Annotated in this window: 14 protein-coding genes; 12 read left to right on the top strand and 2 right to left on the bottom strand. The window is 66.3% G+C overall.

Going from position 1 to position 15500, the window contains the following annotated elements; all coding sequences use genetic code 11:
• The first annotated feature begins 29 nt into the window (after positions 1-29).
• Complete coding sequence (nth, locus tag QRO95_RS13720; RefSeq protein ID WP_285302820.1) at positions 30-722, top strand: endonuclease III; 693 nt, start codon at positions 30-32, stop codon at positions 720-722.
• A gap of 81 nt (positions 723-803) precedes the next feature.
• Here the strand turns inward: nth and QRO95_RS13725 are convergent, their stop codons facing one another.
• Positions 804-2036, bottom strand: coding sequence for a porin (locus tag QRO95_RS13725; protein ID WP_032127900.1), 1233 nt, complete (start codon positions 2034-2036; stop codon positions 804-806).
• 552 nt (positions 2037-2588) lie between these two features.
• Here QRO95_RS13725 and pstS (QRO95_RS13730) point away from each other — a divergent pair.
• From pstS (QRO95_RS13730) to rnt, 11 genes are all read left to right on the top strand, one after another.
• Positions 2589-3605, top strand: coding sequence for a phosphate ABC transporter substrate-binding protein PstS (gene pstS, locus QRO95_RS13730; protein ID WP_049463600.1), 1017 nt, complete (start codon positions 2589-2591; stop codon positions 3603-3605).
• 413 nt (positions 3606-4018) lie between these two features.
• Entirely contained in the window at positions 4019-5107 is a 1089-nt protein-coding gene (gene pstS, locus QRO95_RS13735) for a phosphate ABC transporter substrate-binding protein PstS (RefSeq protein ID WP_049399479.1), read from the top strand.
• 82 nt (positions 5108-5189) lie between these two features.
• The gene (gene pstC, locus QRO95_RS13740; RefSeq protein ID WP_008267250.1) at positions 5190-6158 is read left to right on the top strand and encodes a phosphate ABC transporter permease subunit PstC; all 969 of its coding nucleotides are present in this window, start codon (positions 5190-5192) and stop codon (positions 6156-6158) included.
• A complete protein-coding gene (gene pstA, locus QRO95_RS13745) occupies positions 6158-7021 on the top strand; it encodes a phosphate ABC transporter permease PstA (protein ID WP_032127902.1) in 864 nt (287 codons plus the stop codon). The genes pstC and pstA overlap by 1 nt, the downstream gene beginning before the upstream one ends.
• A 19-nt stretch (positions 7022-7040) precedes the next feature.
• Positions 7041-7871 carry a phosphate ABC transporter ATP-binding protein PstB gene (gene pstB / locus QRO95_RS13750; RefSeq protein ID WP_005408788.1) on the top strand — a complete coding sequence of 277 codons (831 nt, stop codon included), beginning with the start codon at positions 7041-7043 and terminating at the stop codon, positions 7869-7871.
• Positions 7872-7968: 97 nt separating this feature from the next.
• Positions 7969-8676 (top strand): phosphate signaling complex protein PhoU, encoded by a 708-nt coding sequence (gene phoU, locus QRO95_RS13755; protein WP_008265615.1) that lies wholly within the window; start codon positions 7969-7971, stop codon positions 8674-8676.
• Between the two features lie 205 nt (positions 8677-8881).
• On the top strand, positions 8882-9241 hold the full coding sequence (locus QRO95_RS13760; protein ID WP_285302810.1) for a hypothetical protein: 360 nt from the start codon (positions 8882-8884) through the stop codon (positions 9239-9241).
• Positions 9228-10103: a DUF692 domain-containing protein gene (locus tag QRO95_RS13765; protein WP_180855169.1), complete on the top strand. Its 876-nt coding sequence runs from the start codon at positions 9228-9230 to the stop codon at positions 10101-10103. The genes QRO95_RS13760 and QRO95_RS13765 overlap by 14 nt, the downstream gene beginning before the upstream one ends.
• Positions 10096-10851 carry a DUF2063 domain-containing protein gene (locus QRO95_RS13770; protein WP_032127952.1) on the top strand — a complete coding sequence of 252 codons (756 nt, stop codon included), beginning with the start codon at positions 10096-10098 and terminating at the stop codon, positions 10849-10851. Before QRO95_RS13765 ends, QRO95_RS13770 begins: the two co-directional genes overlap by 8 nt.
• A gap of 26 nt (positions 10852-10877) precedes the next feature.
• The gene (locus QRO95_RS13775; RefSeq protein WP_121503829.1) at positions 10878-11399 is read left to right on the top strand and encodes a DoxX family protein; all 522 of its coding nucleotides are present in this window, start codon (positions 10878-10880) and stop codon (positions 11397-11399) included.
• A 235-nt stretch (positions 11400-11634) separates the two neighbouring features.
• Positions 11635-12219 carry a ribonuclease T gene (gene rnt / locus QRO95_RS13780; protein ID WP_005408782.1) on the top strand — a complete coding sequence of 195 codons (585 nt, stop codon included), beginning with the start codon at positions 11635-11637 and terminating at the stop codon, positions 12217-12219.
• Positions 12220-12314: 95 nt separating this feature from the next.
• On the opposite strand, the gene QRO95_RS13785 is transcribed toward rnt, so the two are convergent.
• On the bottom strand, positions 12315-15341 hold the full coding sequence (locus QRO95_RS13785) for a ligand-binding sensor domain-containing diguanylate cyclase (RefSeq protein WP_121503830.1): 3027 nt from the start codon (positions 15339-15341) through the stop codon (positions 12315-12317).
• Between the last annotated feature and the right edge of the window lie 159 nt (positions 15342-15500).

Here is a 15500-nt window from a genome sequence, read left to right on the forward strand (position 1 = left end):
AAGGCCCGCGCCACCGGCAAGGAGCAGTAATGGCCGCTGCGAAGAAGACCCCGCGCGCGCCGGCGCGACGCGGTGGCAGCATGCCGCGCGCCGACGTGGTGGAGATGTTCACCCGCCTGCGCGAACTCAATCCGCACCCGAAGACCGAACTAAAGTACAGCTCACCGTTCGAACTGCTGGTGGCGGTCGCGCTGTCGGCGCAGGCCACCGACGTGGGCGTCAACAAGGCCACGCGCCGCCTGTTCCCGGTGGCCAATACCCCGGCAAAGATCCTCGCGCTTGGCGAGGACGGGCTGAAGCAGTACATCGCCACCATCGGTCTGTTCAACGCCAAGGCGAAGAACGTGATCGCCACCTGCGCGATCCTGCTGGAGAAGCACGGCGGTGAAGTGCCGCGCGATCGCGATGAACTGGAAGCGCTGCCGGGCGTGGGCCGCAAGACCGCCAACGTGGTGCTCAACACTGCGTTCGGTGAGCCGGTGATGGCGGTGGACACGCATATCTTCCGCGTCTCCAACCGTACCGGCCTGGCCCCGGGCAAGAACGTGCGCGAAGTGGAAGACAAACTGGTGAAGGTGATTCCGGCCGAGTTCCTGCTCGACGCGCATCACTGGCTGATCCTGCACGGACGTTATGTGTGCAAGGCGCGCAAGCCGGATTGCCCGGGCTGCGTGATCGCCGACCTGTGCCGGTTCAAGGAAAAGACCACGGCCGAGGCGTGAACGCGTTCGTGGTGTGACAAAACAAGGACGGCGGGCACAGGGCCCGCCGTCTTTGCTTGTAGACAAGAGTGCTTCAGGACATCAGAACGACAGGTCGCCCCAGACGCCGAACTCCTTGGTCTTGTCGTTCTTCTTGTCGCTGGCGTTGGCCAGGTGCGTGTACTTGTACACGGTCGACAGCTTGAGGTTCTTCATGACCGGGAACTCGACGCCGACGTTCCAGTACTTGTCGCTCAGGGTCGGGTCCAGCGTCTTGCTGACGTCGGTGTCATCGTAACGACCGAACACGTTGATGCCGCCGTCGGTGACGCGCACGCTGCCCCACACCGACCAGCCGCTGGTCTTGTCGGTGGCAACGGTCATCACGTTGTTGAGGTTCTTGGCCTGGAAGTACTCGCCACCGACGCGGAAGTCGCTGCTGGCGTAGGCCACCATCGCGTTGGCGCGGGTGTAGGTGTTCTCGGCGCTCTGGATGTCGGTTTCCTTGCCCAGCTTGCCACTGTAGCCACCGACGGCAACCACGAAGTTCTCGTTCGGGGTATAGGCCGCGCGGCCTTCCACGTCCATGCCCTTGCTGCGGGTCGGGTTCTTGTAACCGGCGCCGGACACGACCGAGACCGCGTAGTTGAAGTTGTTGCCCAGGTTGCCGAAGCCATGCAGACCCCAGTCGGACGAGTTGCCGTACTTCAGGCGATCGGTCAGGGTGTTCTCGACATAACGCATGCCGTAGAACTTCTCGACGTACGGAATCCACGGCATGTCGGCGGCACCGACGCGCAGATTGAAGGCCGGGTCGAAGCTACCCTGCACGTAGGCCTTCTTGACGAACAGTTCGGTGTTGCCGATGGCCGAGCTGTACTGGAAGTCGGTGGTCAGGTTGGCCGACCAGATGTCGTTGAACTTGTGGTCGACGGTCAGGTAGAAGCGCTTGACGTCCAGACCCGTGCCGCTGGCGGCGGTGTCCTTGCCGTTGCTGGTCTTGTCGATGTTGGTCAGGTCGAAGAACATGCGACCGCCGATCTTGTTGTCATTGACCAGCTTGGCCAGCTTGTCGACGCTGGTCTGGGTCTTCTGCGCACCTTCCAGGGCCTGGGCCTGGGTGATGTTCACTTCGGACTGCGCGTCAGATTGTGCCTGCAGCGCCTGCGAATCGTTCTGCAACTGCTGGACCTGGGCCTGCAGGGCAGCGATCTGCGCCTGCAGCTGCTGCAGCTGTGCCTGGGATACGCCCGTGCTGGCGGGAGCTGCGAAGGCGTCGGCGGAAACCAGACCGAGGCTTGCAACGACCGCGGCGGCGAGCAAATGGGAACGCATTTTGGATTTCTCCAGAGGGTTGGAATGGCTTGGGCAGAACGCCACGCCGGCTGGCCGGTCAAGCGTTTTGCGAACATTCCGTTAAAACCATGACAGCCGAATGACAACCTGAGCACCAACCACAGATTTCTTCGTGCGGTCATGCGTACGACTCATTTGCCGCCACATGCTTGTCGATCCCTTGCGGCATATGGCGTCACGTATCAGCGTCCCGGCCCGGGCCGACCGCCGCGCAGCGCTCAACTGCATTGGTGGTTTCGTGTGGATGACGCGGCATCACTGCGGAATGCCAGGCCGGGATGGCATTGACGACCACACCGGGCAGTCCATCAGCGACATATAGAACGTGATCGCAACCGGGCCACGGCCGTCTCCGGCGCATGGTCATCACGTTGCCCGCAGCACTCAGAACCTTCACGCCCCTGGCTGTGCGGGCGCCGGGCAGCGCTGTAACGGTTGCGTCATACAACGGTCCCTGCGCTGTCATCGAACCGTTATGGAATGTGCGCCGGGCGGGTAACCCCGCATCCCAATCAACCCAGGAGCCACCCCGTGATCCACGCCTTCAAGTCGCGCGTTGCCGTTGCCGTCTTCGCAGCGTCGTCCGTGTTCGCCGCCAACGCCGCTGAAATCACCGGCGCGGGCGCCTCGTTCATCTACCCGGTGATGTCGAAGTGGTCGGCCGACTACAACGCCGCCACCAGCAACAAGGTCAACTACCAGTCGATCGGTTCCGGCGGTGGTATCGCCCAGATCAAGGCCAAGACCGTTGATTTCGGCTCCTCCGATGCTCCGCTGAAGCCGGAAGAACTGGCTGCTGCGGGCCTGGCCCAGTTCCCGTCGGTGATCGGCGGCGTGGTGCCGGTGGTCAACGTTGCCGGCATCGCCCCGGGCGCGCTGAAGCTGGACGGCACCGTGCTGGCCAACATCTTCCTGGGCAAGATCAAGACCTGGAACGACCCGGCCATCGCCGCACTGAACCCGGGCGTGACCCTGCCGAGCGCCAAGATCACCGTCGTGCACCGTTCGGATGGCTCGGGCACCACCTTCAACTTCGTCAACTACCTGTCCAAGGTCAGCCCGGAGTGGAAGAGCTCGGTCGGTGAAGGCACCTCGGTCCAGTGGCCGGCCGGCATCGGTGGCAAGGGCAACGAAGGCGTTGCCGCTTACGTGAAGCAGATCAAGGGCGGCATCGGCTACGTCGAACTGTCCTACGCGCTGCAGAACAAGCTGTCGTACACCGCGATGAAGAATGCCGCCGGCCGCTTCGTGCAGCCGAGCGACGCCTCGTTCGCCGCCGCTGCTGCCAGCGCCGACTGGGCCAGCGCCAAGGACTTCTACCTGGTGATGACCAATGCCCCGGGCGCCGAGTCCTGGCCGATCACCGCCACCAACTTCATCCTGGTGCACAAGAAGCCGAAGAACCCTGCCAACGGCAAGGCCACCCAGGAGTTCTTCCGCTGGGTCTACAAGAGCGGCGATGCCCAGGCCCGCCAGCTGGACTACGTGCCGCTGCCGGACAGCCTGGTCCGCCAGATCGAGACCTACTGGTCGCAGAACCTGAAGTAAGCAAGCGCGTTCCCCCGCAGGAACGGGATCGGCGGGTCCTCTCTCCCCCGCCGATCCCACCCCGGGCGCGAGATCCTCGAGATCTCGCGCTCTTCTTGTTTTTGGGGGCACCTGCCTCTGTAGAGCCGAGCCCACGCTCGGCTGGGTGCTGGAGCGTGCGGACCAACGGTCCGCACCTACCGAGGGCAGGGAGCAGCTGAGCGTGGGCTCGGCTGTACCTTGTGCCTGCCGTCATATCGGTGCGCAGATCCGGGGTCTCCGGGGAGCTTCCGGATGGAGGCCAACCCCGTGAAACCCTTGTCAGAACGTGATCCAGGACACCTCTGTCATGGTCGTAATACGGCTGTAACAAAAACATCATTTCATAGCCGCATCCGCCGACGACGTCGGCTCTTCCCCGCTATGGAGTGACCATGAAACTGCACTCGGCCGGCCTTGCCGCTCTTTCCCTGGCCATCGCCCTGGGCCTGTCGGCCTGCGGTGGCGACAAGCAGGCCGCGCAGCAGCCGGCTGCCGACGGTGCCGCCGCCCCGGCCGCTGCCGGTGCCAAGGTGACCGCCGAAGTGTCCGGCGCGGGCGCGTCCTTCATCTTCCCGCTGGTCTCCAAGTGGTCGGCTGACTACAACGCCAGCACCGGTGCCAAGATCAACTACCAGTCGATCGGCTCCGGTGGCGGTATCGCCCAGATCAAGGCCGGCACCGTCGACTTCGGTTCCTCCGACAAGCCGCTGAGCAGCGAAGAGCTGGCCCAGGCCGGCCTGGCCCAGTTCCCGTCCGCCATCGGCGGCGTGGTGCCGGTGGTCAACATCGAAGGCCTGGAAACCGGCAAGCTGCGCCTCAGCGGCGCCCTGCTGGCCGACATCTTCCTCGGCAAGGTCAAGACCTGGAACGACCCGGCCATCGTCGCCGCCAACCCGGGCGTGAAGCTGCCGGACGGCAAGATCACCCTGGTCCACCGTTCGGACGGTTCGGGCACCACCTTCAACTTCTCCAACTACCTGTCCAAGGTCAGCCCGGAGTGGAAGAGCAAGGTCGGCGAAGGCACCTCGGTGCAGTGGCCGGACGGCGTCGGTGGCAAGGGCAATGAAGGCGTCGCTTCCTACGTGAAGCAGATCAAGGGCTCGATCGGCTACGTCGAACTGGCCTACGCGCTGCAGAACGGCATGCCGTACACCGCCATGCAGAACGCCGCCGGCAACTGGGTCGAGCCGAGCGCGGAAACCTTCGCCGCTGCGGCTGCCAGCGCCGACTGGGCCAGCGCCAAGGACTTCAACCTGGTCATCACCAACGCCCCGGGCGAGCAGGCGTGGCCGATCACCGCCACCAACTTCATGCTGATGCAGAAGCAGCCGAAGGACGCCAAGCGGAACCAGGACACCCTGGCCTTCTTCAAGTGGGCCTTCGAGAACGGCCAGGCCCAGGCCAACGAGCTGCACTACGTGCCGCTGCCGGCCGAACTGGTCAAGCAGATCGAGGCCTACTGGGCGACCGACCTGAAGTGATGGACACGACGGTGCCCGCCCCGAGCGGGCACCGCTTCTTCCACGCCGTGCCGCCCCGCCCCTTCCTGGCCCTGCCGTCCCCATGAATGCCATCGCCCAGCCTGTAGCCGCCCCGTCCACGCGTGATGCGCGTGATGCCCGCAACGACAAACTGTTCCGATGGGTGCTGGTCGGCACCGTCATCTTCGTCCTGATCGCGCTGGCCTGCGCCGCGCTGTCGATGCTGTGGGGCGGCCGCCATGCCCTGCAGATGCAGGGCCTGAGCTTCTTCTTCTCCGCCGACTGGAATCCGGTCGAAAACAAGTTCGGCGCCCTCGCCCCGATCTACGGCACCCTGGTCACCGCACTCATCGCGATGGTCATCGCCGTGCCGGTCAGCTTCGGCATCGCCTTCTTCCTCACCGAAGTCGCGCCGCGCTGGCTGCGTGGCCCGGTCGGTACAGCCATCGAACTGCTGGCCGGCATTCCCTCGATCATCTACGGCATGTGGGGCCTGTTCGTGCTGGTGCCGGTGATGACCGAGTACGTCACCCCGTTCCTCAACGAGACGCTGGGCGAATGGCCGATCATCGGCCCGATGTTCCAGGGTCCGCCGCTGGGCATCGGCATGCTCACCGCCGGTTTCGTGCTGGCCATCATGGTCATTCCGTTCATCTCCTCGGTGATGCGCGAAGTGTTCCTGACCGTGCCGACCCGCCTGAAGGAATCGGCCTACGCGCTGGGCTCCACCAAGTGGGAAGTGAGCTGGGACATCGTCCTGCCCTACACCCGCTCGGCAGTGATCGGCGGCATCTTCCTCGGCCTCGGCCGCGCCCTCGGCGAGACGATGGCAGTGGCCTTCGTGATCGGCAACAGCGTGCGCCTGTCGCCGTCGCTGCTGGAGCCGGGCACCACCATCGCCGCACTGATCGCCAACGATTTCGGCGAAGCCACTGAAACCTACCGCTCGGCCCTGCTGCTGCTCGGCTTCGTCCTCTTCATCGTCACCTTCGTGGTGCTGGCCATCGCCCGCCTGATGCTGATGCGCCTGTCCCGCAAGGAGGGCAACTGATGTCCACCACCGCTGATTCGCTGTACCTGCGCCGCCGCATCGGCAACGTCGTTGCGATCACCGCCTCCTGCGCCACCGCCCTGTTCGGCCTGTTCTTCCTGGGCTGGATCCTGTTCACCCTGGCCTCCAAGGGCCTGGCCGGCATCAACTGGGATCTGTTCACCAAGATGACGCCGCCGCCGATGCAGGAAGGCGGTCTCGCCAACGCCTTCTTCGGCAGTGCCGTGATGTGTGCGCTGGCGATCGGCATCGGCACCCCGCTGGGCGTGCTTGCCGGCACCTGGCTGGCCGAGTACGGCAACGCCCGCAAGGCCGGCACCGTGGTCCGCTTCGTCAACGACATCCTACTGTCGGCGCCGTCCATCGTGCTTGGCCTGTTCGTCTACACGCTGTACGTGATGCAGACCGGCGGCAACTTCTCGGCGTTCGCCGGTGCCCTGTCGCTGGCCTTCATCGTGCTGCCGGTGGTGGTGCGCACCACCGACGAGATGCTGCGCCTGGTGCCCTCGCAGATGCGTGAGGCAGCCCTGTCGCTGGGTATCCCGCAGTGGAAGGTGATCGTGCAGGTGCTGTACCGCAGTGCGTCGGCCGGCATCATCACCGGCATCCTGCTGGCGCTGGCCCGCATCTCCGGCGAGACCGCACCGCTGCTGTTCACTGCCTTCGGCAACCAGTACTGGAACAACAACATCTTCCAGCCGATGGCCTCGGTGCCGGTGGTGATGAACCAGTTCGCCGGCAGCCCGTATGAATCCTGGCAGGTGCTGGCCTGGGCCGGTGCCCTGGTGCTGACTGTCTTCGTGTTGCTGGTCAGCCTTGCCGCCCGCGGCATCCTGCTGCGCAACCGTATCTCCCATGACTGACCTTTCCGTGGATAACGCCATGAACGACCTTTCCAACGCCGTGCCGATGCAGCGCATCGCCGTGCCGTCCTCGCACGAGAGCCTGCACACGCCGTCGCCGGTGAAGCTGGCTGCGCGTGGACTGGACTTCTACTACGACAAGTTCCATGCCCTGAAGGGCATCAACCTGGAGATCCCGGAAAAGCGCGTGACCGCGCTGATCGGTCCCTCCGGCTGCGGCAAGTCGACCCTGCTGCGCATCTTCAACCGCATCTACGCGCTGTACCCGAAGCTGGAGGCGCGTGGTGAAGTGCTGCTGGACGGCGAGAACATCCTGTCGCCGAAGTACCCGATGAACCGCCTGCGCAGCAAGGTCGGCATGGTGTTCCAGAAGCCGGTGCCGTTCCCGATGACCATCTTCGAGAACGTGGCCTACGGCATCCGCCACCACGAGAAGCTGAGCAAGGCCGACATGGCCGACCGCGTCGAGCAGGCACTGCGCCAGGGCGCGCTGTGGGACGAAGTGAAGGACAAGCTGGGGCAGAGCGCACTGGGCCTGTCCGGTGGCCAGCAGCAGCGCCTGTGCATCGCCCGTGCCGTGGCCCTGCGCCCGTCGGTGCTGCTGCTGGACGAGCCGACCTCGGCGCTGGATCCGATCTCGACCAGCCGCATCGAGCAGCTGGTGGAAGAGCTCAAGCACGAGTACACCATCGTCATCGTCACCCACAACATGCAGCAGGCCGCGCGCGTGTCCGACTACACCGCCTTCATGTACCTGGGCGACCTGATCGAGCACGACCGCACCGAAGTGATCTTCTCGCAGCCGTCGCAGCGGCAGACCGAGGATTACATCACCGGTCGCTTCGGCTGAAACGTCAGTCGACAGACAGACAATGTCAGTCGAGCATGGCTCGACTCTACAAATCACGCCAGCCAGGCATGGCCTGGCTCTACCCGGATTGCAGACCATGAATCTTCCCAACGACCACATCGTCAAGAGCTACGACGAAGAACAGCAGCGGCTGGTGGCCGAAATCGTGCGCATGGGCGAGATGGCCGTCGCTCAGCTCGAAGCGGCGATGGACGTGATCGAGAAGCGCGACGAGAACGCCGCCCATCGCATCATCGCCAACGACGAAGCGATCGATGCGCTGGAGCAGCAGATCAGCCATGACGTGATGCGCCTGGCGCTGCGTGGGCCGATGGCGCGCGACCTGCGCGAGATCCTGGCCGGCCTGCGCATCCCGGCCGACATCGAGCGCATCGGCGACTATGCGGCCAACGTTGCCAAGCGTTCGATCGCGCTGGGCAAGGTACCGCCGCTGCCGCAGATCCAGGGCCTGCGGGCGCTCGGCCGCCTGGCCGCGCAGCAGGTCCGTCGTGCCATTGCCGCCTACCGCGACAACGATGCCGATGCTGCGCTGGCGCTGCGCGAGGACGACGCCCGACTGGACGCGCAGTACACCGCGCTGTTCCGCGAGCTGCTGACCTACATGATGGAAGACCCGCGCAACATCACCCCCTGCACGCATCTGCTGTTCATGGCGAAGAACCTGGAGCGCGTGGGCGACCACGCCACCAACATCGCCGAGAACGTGTGGTTCCTGGTGCATGGCGAGCAGCCGCTGCCGCCGCGTGAAAAACGCGATGAAACCTCCAGCACCGGCCAGCCCTGACGCTGCACTGCAACACCGGAGTTGACTCCAAGGTGGCCGCTGTCCTGGTGACAGCGGCCCTTTTGTTGTGGGCGTTCCGGCCACCGGTCTCCCGCTCTGTAACAAATCTCACGAAAATTTGAGTTCTTGGCGAGGATTCGTTGAGTAGGATCGCTGCACCATCGATTCACCCCGGGCGCCTGCCCACCACCTAGGAGTAAGACCGATGAGCAGTTCCAACAAGACCCTGTCCCTGCTGACCGCTACGGCCCTGGCCGCCGGCCTGGGCATGACCGCCAGTGCCTCGGCCCTGAGCATGAGCGACCTGGCCCAGGGCTACCTGGTGGCTGGCCAGGCGGCAAAGGCTGCCGATACCAAGCACGCCGAAGGCAAGTGCGGCGCCGACGGCAAGACCGCTGAAGGCAAGTGCGGCGGTGACAAGGGCAAGGCTGGCGAAGGCAAGTGTGGCGAAGGCAAGTGCGGTGCCGACAAGGGCAAGGCTGCTGGTGCAGCCGCTGCCAAGACAGGCGACAAGAAGTCGGCTGAAGGCAAGTGCGGCGAAGGCAAGTGCGGTGGCAAGCACTGACGTCCGCGCCAGCCTCGTCCACCCGCGGTCGCCGCTTCGTGCGGCGGCCGCCGGGTTGGGCCTGCGCCGGGCGCTGCTACAGGACCTGCGTGACGCCCCGGCAGGCGACTTCGATTTCCTCGAATGCGCGCCGGAGAACTGGATCCATGTCGGTGGTCCCGCCGGGGATGCACTGGCCGAACTGGCGCAGCGCCATCCGTTGAGCTGCCACGGCCTGTCGTTGTCGCTGGGCGGCAGCGCGCCACTGGATACGCAGCTGCTGGAACAGGTCGGCCAGTTCCTGGAAAAGCACCGCGTGCCGCTGTACAGCGAGCACCTGAGCTACTGCAGCGACGACGGCCACCTGTACGACCTGCTGCCGATTCCGTTCACCGACGAAGCCGTGCGCCATACCGCCGCACGCATCACCCACGTGCAGGACCTGCTGGGTCGCCGCATCGCGGTGGAGAACGTGTCCTACTACCTGGCGCCGGAGCCGGCGATGGACGAACTGGCCTTCACCAATGCCGTGCTCGCCGAAGCCGACTGCGACCTGTTGCTCGACGTCAACAATGTCTACGTCAACGCCTGCAACCACGGCTACGATGCCGACAGCTTCATTGCCGGGCTACCCGCAGAGCGCATCGTCTGCCTGCACGTGGCCGGGCACCTGGACGAGGCACCGGACCTGAAGATCGACACCCATGGCAGCGCGGTGATCGACCCGGTCTGGGAGCTGCTGGCGCGTACCTACGCGCGCATCGGCCCACGCCCCACCCTGCTCGAACGCGATTTCAACTTCCCCCCGTACGCCGAGCTGCAGGGCGAACTGCAGACCATCCGCCGCCTGCAGTCCCGCCATACCGGTATCGCCCATGGCTGATACCTCCCACACTCTGCGCGCACAGCAGCATGCGTTCACCGCACACCTGCGCGATCCGCAGGCGGTGGCCGCACCCGCCGGGCTGGAACCACGCCGGGTCGCGGTGTACCAGCGGCTGCTGTTCAACAACCTGCTCGGCCTGTTGAGCAACGGCTTCCCGGTCTGCGTGCGCCTGCTCGGCGAACCGGCCTGGAGCGACCTGGTGCGCCACTACTTCGCCACCCATCGCTGCCAGACGCCGCTGTTCACCGAACTGGCCGCCGAATTCGTGCAGTGGCTGCAGGCACAGCCGCAGCTGCCGCACCCGGCGTTGGCCGAGCTGGCCCACTACGAGTGGGTGGAAACCGCGCTGTACCAGCTTCCTGCCGAGCCGCTGCCGGTGCGGGGTGAGATCGATCCGCTGCGGGTGCCACTGCAACGCTCGCCGCTGGCGTGGCCGCTGCTGTACCAGTGGCCGGTGCACCGGCTGGGCGCCGAGGATGCACCAATGCAGCCGCCCACCGAGCCGACCGGCCTGCTGGTGCGCCGTGAGGCTGACGGCGAAGTGCGCTTCGCCGCACTCAGCCCGCTGGCGGTATACCTGCTGTCCAGCATCGGCGAACAACCCGGCCTCGATGGACATGCCTATCTGCGGCAATTGGCCGCCGCGCACGGCCTGGCTGAGGAGGCGCTGGCCGAACCCGGTGCTGCACTACTGCAGCAGTTCCTGCAGGCCGGCGTGATCGGCCCGCTCACAGTCCCTGGCTGACGCCCCTTCCCCCCGGAGAACCACCGATGAACCTTCCGACCCTGGCCGCCGCGCGCGGCCAGCTGGACCGTCTCGCCCCCTGGCTGGCCCCGCTCGGCCTGCGCCTGCTGCTGGCCTGGGAATACTTCGAATCCGGCCGCGAAAAGCTGCACGGCCAGAACTGGTTCGCCGACCTGCAGGACGCCTTCCCGTTCCCGTTCGACCAGCTGCCGGCCACCCTGAACTGGCAGCTTGCAACCTGGTTCGAGCTGATTGGCGCGGCCTGCCTGCTGGTTGGCTTCGGCACCCGGTTTGCCGCCGCCAGCCTGCTGGTGCTGACCGTAGTGGCCACCTATGCGGTGCATTGGCCGATGGAGTGGAACTCGCTGGCCGACCTGGCCATGGGCTACGCGATCACTGACCAGGGCTTCGGCAACTTCAAGCTGCCGGTGCTGTTCATGGCCATGTTGCTGCCGCTGATCTTCACCGGCGCCGGCAGGCTGAGCGTGGATGCGTGGTTGGCGCGGTGGTCTCCCTCGGCCACGCCTGCACGGCCAGCAGTCCGGTAATCGCCAAACCTGGTCGGCGCACCGTGTGCCAACCAAGGTTGGCACCTACCGGAATCCTGAGCGCGCGGTGCCCCGGTAGGTGTCGACCTTGGTCGACACACGCCCGCGCAGGGAACGCATGCACCGAGGGCTGGCCGGGCGCTCAGGGTCGCTCTGCTAGAATTCACGCATGACTGACCCCACCCCCGCACCTGCCGCCGCTCACGATTCCGCAGTCCCCCAGGCGCAGCGCGCGATGTCACAACGCTTCCGCGGCTTCCTGCCGGTGGTGGTGGACGTGGAAACCGGCGGCTTCGACAGCCAGCGCAACGCGCTGCTGGAAATCGCCGCCGTGCCGATCGAGATGGACGAGAACGGCCTGCTCTACCCCGGCCAGACCGCCAGTGCCCACGTGGTGCCGGCCGAGGGCCTGGAGATCGACCCGAAGTCGCTGGAAGTGACCGGCATCATCCTCGACCACCCGTTCCGGCTGGCCAAGGAAGAAAAGGCGGCACTGGACCACATCTTCACCCCGGTACGCGCGGCCATGAAGAAGTACGGCTGCCAGCGCGCGATCCTGGTCGGCCACAACGCGCATTTCGACCTCGGCTTCGTCAATGCCGCCGTGGCGCGCACCGGCCACAAGCGCAATCCGTTCCATCCCTTCAGCGTGTTCGATACGGTGACCCTGGCCGGCATCGCCTACGGGCAGACCGTGCTGGCGCGTGCGGCCACCGCCGCCGGGCTGGGCTGGGATGCCAACGAGGCGCACAGCGCGGTATATGACACCGAGCAGACCGCGCGGTTGTTCTGCACCATCGCCAACGCCTGGCCGCGGTAAGCCAGCCAACGGCGCAACCGCATCCACGCAGTGCGGACCAACAGTCCGCACCCACCACTCACCGGACGGTAGATCCACGCCATGCGTGGATGCAATCAACCGATGCTCGTTCGATCCCGGCCATCGCTCTTGGCGCGGTACAACGCGCGGTCGGCACGCTGGTACAGCAACGCCGGGGTACGGTCGTCGGCATCCAGCTCCACCAGCCCTGCGCTGAAGGTCACGCGCAGGCCGTCCACGCCGGCCCAGTCGGGGTGGTCGTGGAACAGGCCGCGCAGGCGCGCGCACAGCTGTGCGGCTTCCTCCAGACGGGTGTCGTTGAGCAGCAGCGCGAACTCTTCGCCGCCGGTGCGCGCCGGCAGGTCCGAGTCGCGGCTGGCGGCGGCGATCAACCGCGCCACCTGCACCAGCACCGCATCACCGATGCTGTGGCTGTGGCGGTCGTTGACGTCCTTGAAGTGGTCGATATCCAGCACCACCAGGCACAGCGGATGACCGCTGCGCTGCGAACGCGCGAAGTCACGCGCCAGCGTTTCATCGAAGGCACGGCGGTTGGCCAGGCCAGTCAGTGCATCCTCGCGGGCCTGCCGTTCGAATGCCTCGGCCTGGCGTGCGAGGCGCTCGGCCAGTTCGGTCTTTTCCTGGTTCAGCGCCTGCAGGTGCACGGTCTTGGCCTGCAGGTCGAAGGTCGCCTCGTCCACGCGCCGTGCCAGGCGCAGGTTGCTGGCCTTCAGCTGCTGCAGCAGCAGCCGGTACAGCGCCACCAGCCCGGCCAGCAGCAACAGGCCACCCAGCACCTGCACGCTGCGTCGCTGCCACCAGAACGGCTCCACGGTGAAGCTCCATACCGCTTCCTGCTGGCCCCAGCTGCCACTCGGATGGGCAGCGGCCACGTGCAGGGTGTAGTCGCCTGGCGGCAGGCCGACGAACTCCACGCTGCGCTGCGGGCCGCGTTCGACCCACCCCGTATCCAGGCCGTCCAACCGCGTGCGGTAGCGGATCCGGTCAGACATCAGGTAGCTCAGGCCGACATAACTCACCGCCAAGCGGCGGCCGCCGGGAATGTAGTTGCGGTCCGGGCCTTCCCAATGCACCGGTGCGCCATCCACCTGCACGCTTTCAATCGCTGCCGGCGGTGAAAGACGCTCGCGGAAACGCTGCAGGCGCTGCGGATCGACGGTGCTCAGGCCTCCGGCGGTGACCACCCAGAACGTGCCGTCCTGGCGCAGGATCGCCGATGGCCCGGAGCTGCCGTTGGCCTGCGCGTTGGCCATGCCGTCAATCTCGTTGTAGCGCTCCACCACCACCCGGGGTGCGCGGCCATCGGCCACGGCGTTGAGGGTGGCCATGTCGGTGCGCAGCACGCCGCGGTTGCTGCTTATCCACACGTTGCCAAGGCGATCCGGCACCAGTTGGAACACCGCATCCACCGGCATGCCCTGCTCCAGCCCCACCCGTGCCAGCGTGCCGTTGCGCCAGCGGTACAGGCCACGGTCGCTGCTGATCCACATCGCGTCACCCAGCTGATGGAAGCCGAACACGCTGCGGCCACCGCCCATCGGCGCGAGGTCGATCGACTGCACGTGGTCGCCGCGCAGTACGCGGATGCCCTCGATGGTGCCGATCCACAGGTTGCCCTGGTGATCGTGCTCAAGCGCGGTGATCAGGCCGCTGGGCATGCCCGCAACGCTTGATACCTGCACGCGGTCACCGTCGATGCGGACCACGCCCTTCTGGGTGCCGGCCCAGACCACACCCTGCGGGTCCACGCTGATCGCGCGGATGTTGCCGCCCGGCATGCCATCGGCGGCGGCATAGTTGTGCCGCAGCCGGCCATCGGGGCCAAGACGGTAGACGCCATCACCGAACGTTCCGACCCAGAGGTCACCGTCCGGGCCCTGCGCCAGGCTGAGCACCGAAGGTGCCTTGCCGCCGCGGTTGTGCAGCGGCATCGCGCGGAAGCGGCCATCAGCAGCCTGCAGGTCGAGGCCGCTGGCACTGCCGACCCACAGCTGGCGTTCGCGGTCCTCGAACACGGTCCGCACATAGTCGCCACTGAGGCCATCGCGCTCGGTGTAGCTGCTGAACAGTGTTTCGCGCAGGCGGTACAGGCCACCGTTGGCACCCACCCAGATGCTGCCCTCGGCATCCTCGCGCAGGCTGACCACGCGCCCACCCGGCAGGTTCAGGCCCGCCGGCAGGCGCTCCAGGCCATGCGCTGAGATCCGCAGCAGGCCCTGGTTCTCGGTGCCCAGCCACAGGTCACCATGGCGATCCTGCAGCATCGAGGTCAGGTGCAGCTGCCCCGGCAGGCGGTGCATCAGCACCAGCTGATCATCCTCCACCCGGTACAGGCGCTCGCCGGCGACGATCCACAGCGCGCCATCCGGAGCGCGGTACGGCCACGACAGGCCACTGCCGGCGCCCAGCCCCCACGCCGCGGGCGCCCGCTTGAGCACGCCATCGTTGTCGCGCAGCACCAGTCCATCCAACGTGCCGGCCCAGACCCGGTCCTGCGCATCGACCACCAGCTTGGTGAAGCTCATCGCCATCGGCAGGTCGGCGGCCGGAGCCTGGTAGACGATGCCGGTGTCCGGCGTCAGATAGCCGATGCCCTTGCCTTCATACAGCAGCCACAGGCGGCCCTGGCTGTCCATCTGCATGGACTGGATCAGGACCTGCGGGGTATCGGCCTGGTGCTCCCAGACACGCCACTGGCCATCGTTGCCGCGATGGCTGACATTGCCCCGCGAATCACTGATCCACAGCCCACCCTGGCGGTCGACGAACAGCGCGCCGATGCCATTGTCGCGCAGGCCCGGGCGGGTACTGCGGTCGAACACGGTGAAATCCAGCCCGTTGTAACGCACCAGGCCTTCCCAGGTGGCGAACCAGAGGTGGCCTTCGGGGGTCTGCGCGATGTCGCGCAGCGAGTTGTGCGGCAGGCCGTTGCGCGACGTCCATACATCAATGGCGTAGTCTCGCAGTGGCGGAGCCCCCTCCTGCGCTGCCACCGGCAGTGCAAGGGCCAGCAGCAGCCACAGCAGGCCCTGTCGCAGCCATCGACCGATATCTGATCCGCAGCGCTCCACCCAGCGCCCGATGTCCCCCTGTCCGGCCATCAGTGCAGCGGCGGCGGCCAGGCAGGGCTGCCGGGCCTGGCAGCATGCGGGAACTGCCGGGCAGCGCGGGACGGCATGCCGGCGGGGACGGGCTGGCTCATCGGGGGGGAACTGGGAAGATGCGCAGATGATAGGCCAAACCCGGCCCACGGCGTCACC

It is taken from the genome of Stenotrophomonas maltophilia group sp. Smal13 (assembly GCF_030236855.1).
In the GTDB taxonomy this organism is placed as follows: domain Bacteria; phylum Pseudomonadota; class Gammaproteobacteria; order Xanthomonadales; family Xanthomonadaceae; genus Stenotrophomonas; species Stenotrophomonas maltophilia_A.

What these genes read in the sequence shown, in the direction of transcription:
- nth (WP_285302820.1), top strand. Translation starts at nt 30, where the DNA reads ATGGCCGCTGCGAAGAAGACCCCGCGCGCGCCGGCGCGACGCGGTGGC.
- QRO95_RS13725 (WP_032127900.1), bottom strand. Translation starts at nt 2,036, where the DNA reads ATGCGTTCCCATTTGCTCGCCGCCGCGGTCGTTGCAAGCCTCGGTCTG.
- pstS (WP_049399479.1), top strand. Translation starts at nt 4,019, where the DNA reads ATGAAACTGCACTCGGCCGGCCTTGCCGCTCTTTCCCTGGCCATCGCC.
- pstC (WP_008267250.1), top strand. Translation starts at nt 5,190, where the DNA reads ATGAATGCCATCGCCCAGCCTGTAGCCGCCCCGTCCACGCGTGATGCG.
- pstA (WP_032127902.1), top strand. Translation starts at nt 6,158, where the DNA reads ATGTCCACCACCGCTGATTCGCTGTACCTGCGCCGCCGCATCGGCAAC.
- pstB (WP_005408788.1), top strand. Translation starts at nt 7,041, where the DNA reads ATGAACGACCTTTCCAACGCCGTGCCGATGCAGCGCATCGCCGTGCCG.
- phoU (WP_008265615.1), top strand. Translation starts at nt 7,969, where the DNA reads ATGAATCTTCCCAACGACCACATCGTCAAGAGCTACGACGAAGAACAG.
- QRO95_RS13760 (WP_285302810.1), top strand. Translation starts at nt 8,882, where the DNA reads ATGAGCAGTTCCAACAAGACCCTGTCCCTGCTGACCGCTACGGCCCTG.
- QRO95_RS13770 (WP_032127952.1), top strand. Translation starts at nt 10,096, where the DNA reads ATGGCTGATACCTCCCACACTCTGCGCGCACAGCAGCATGCGTTCACC.
- QRO95_RS13775 (WP_121503829.1), top strand. Translation starts at nt 10,878, where the DNA reads ATGAACCTTCCGACCCTGGCCGCCGCGCGCGGCCAGCTGGACCGTCTC.
- rnt (WP_005408782.1), top strand. Translation starts at nt 11,635, where the DNA reads ATGTCACAACGCTTCCGCGGCTTCCTGCCGGTGGTGGTGGACGTGGAA.
- QRO95_RS13785 (WP_121503830.1), bottom strand. Translation starts at nt 15,341, where the DNA reads ATGGCCGGACAGGGGGACATCGGGCGCTGGGTGGAGCGCTGCGGATCA.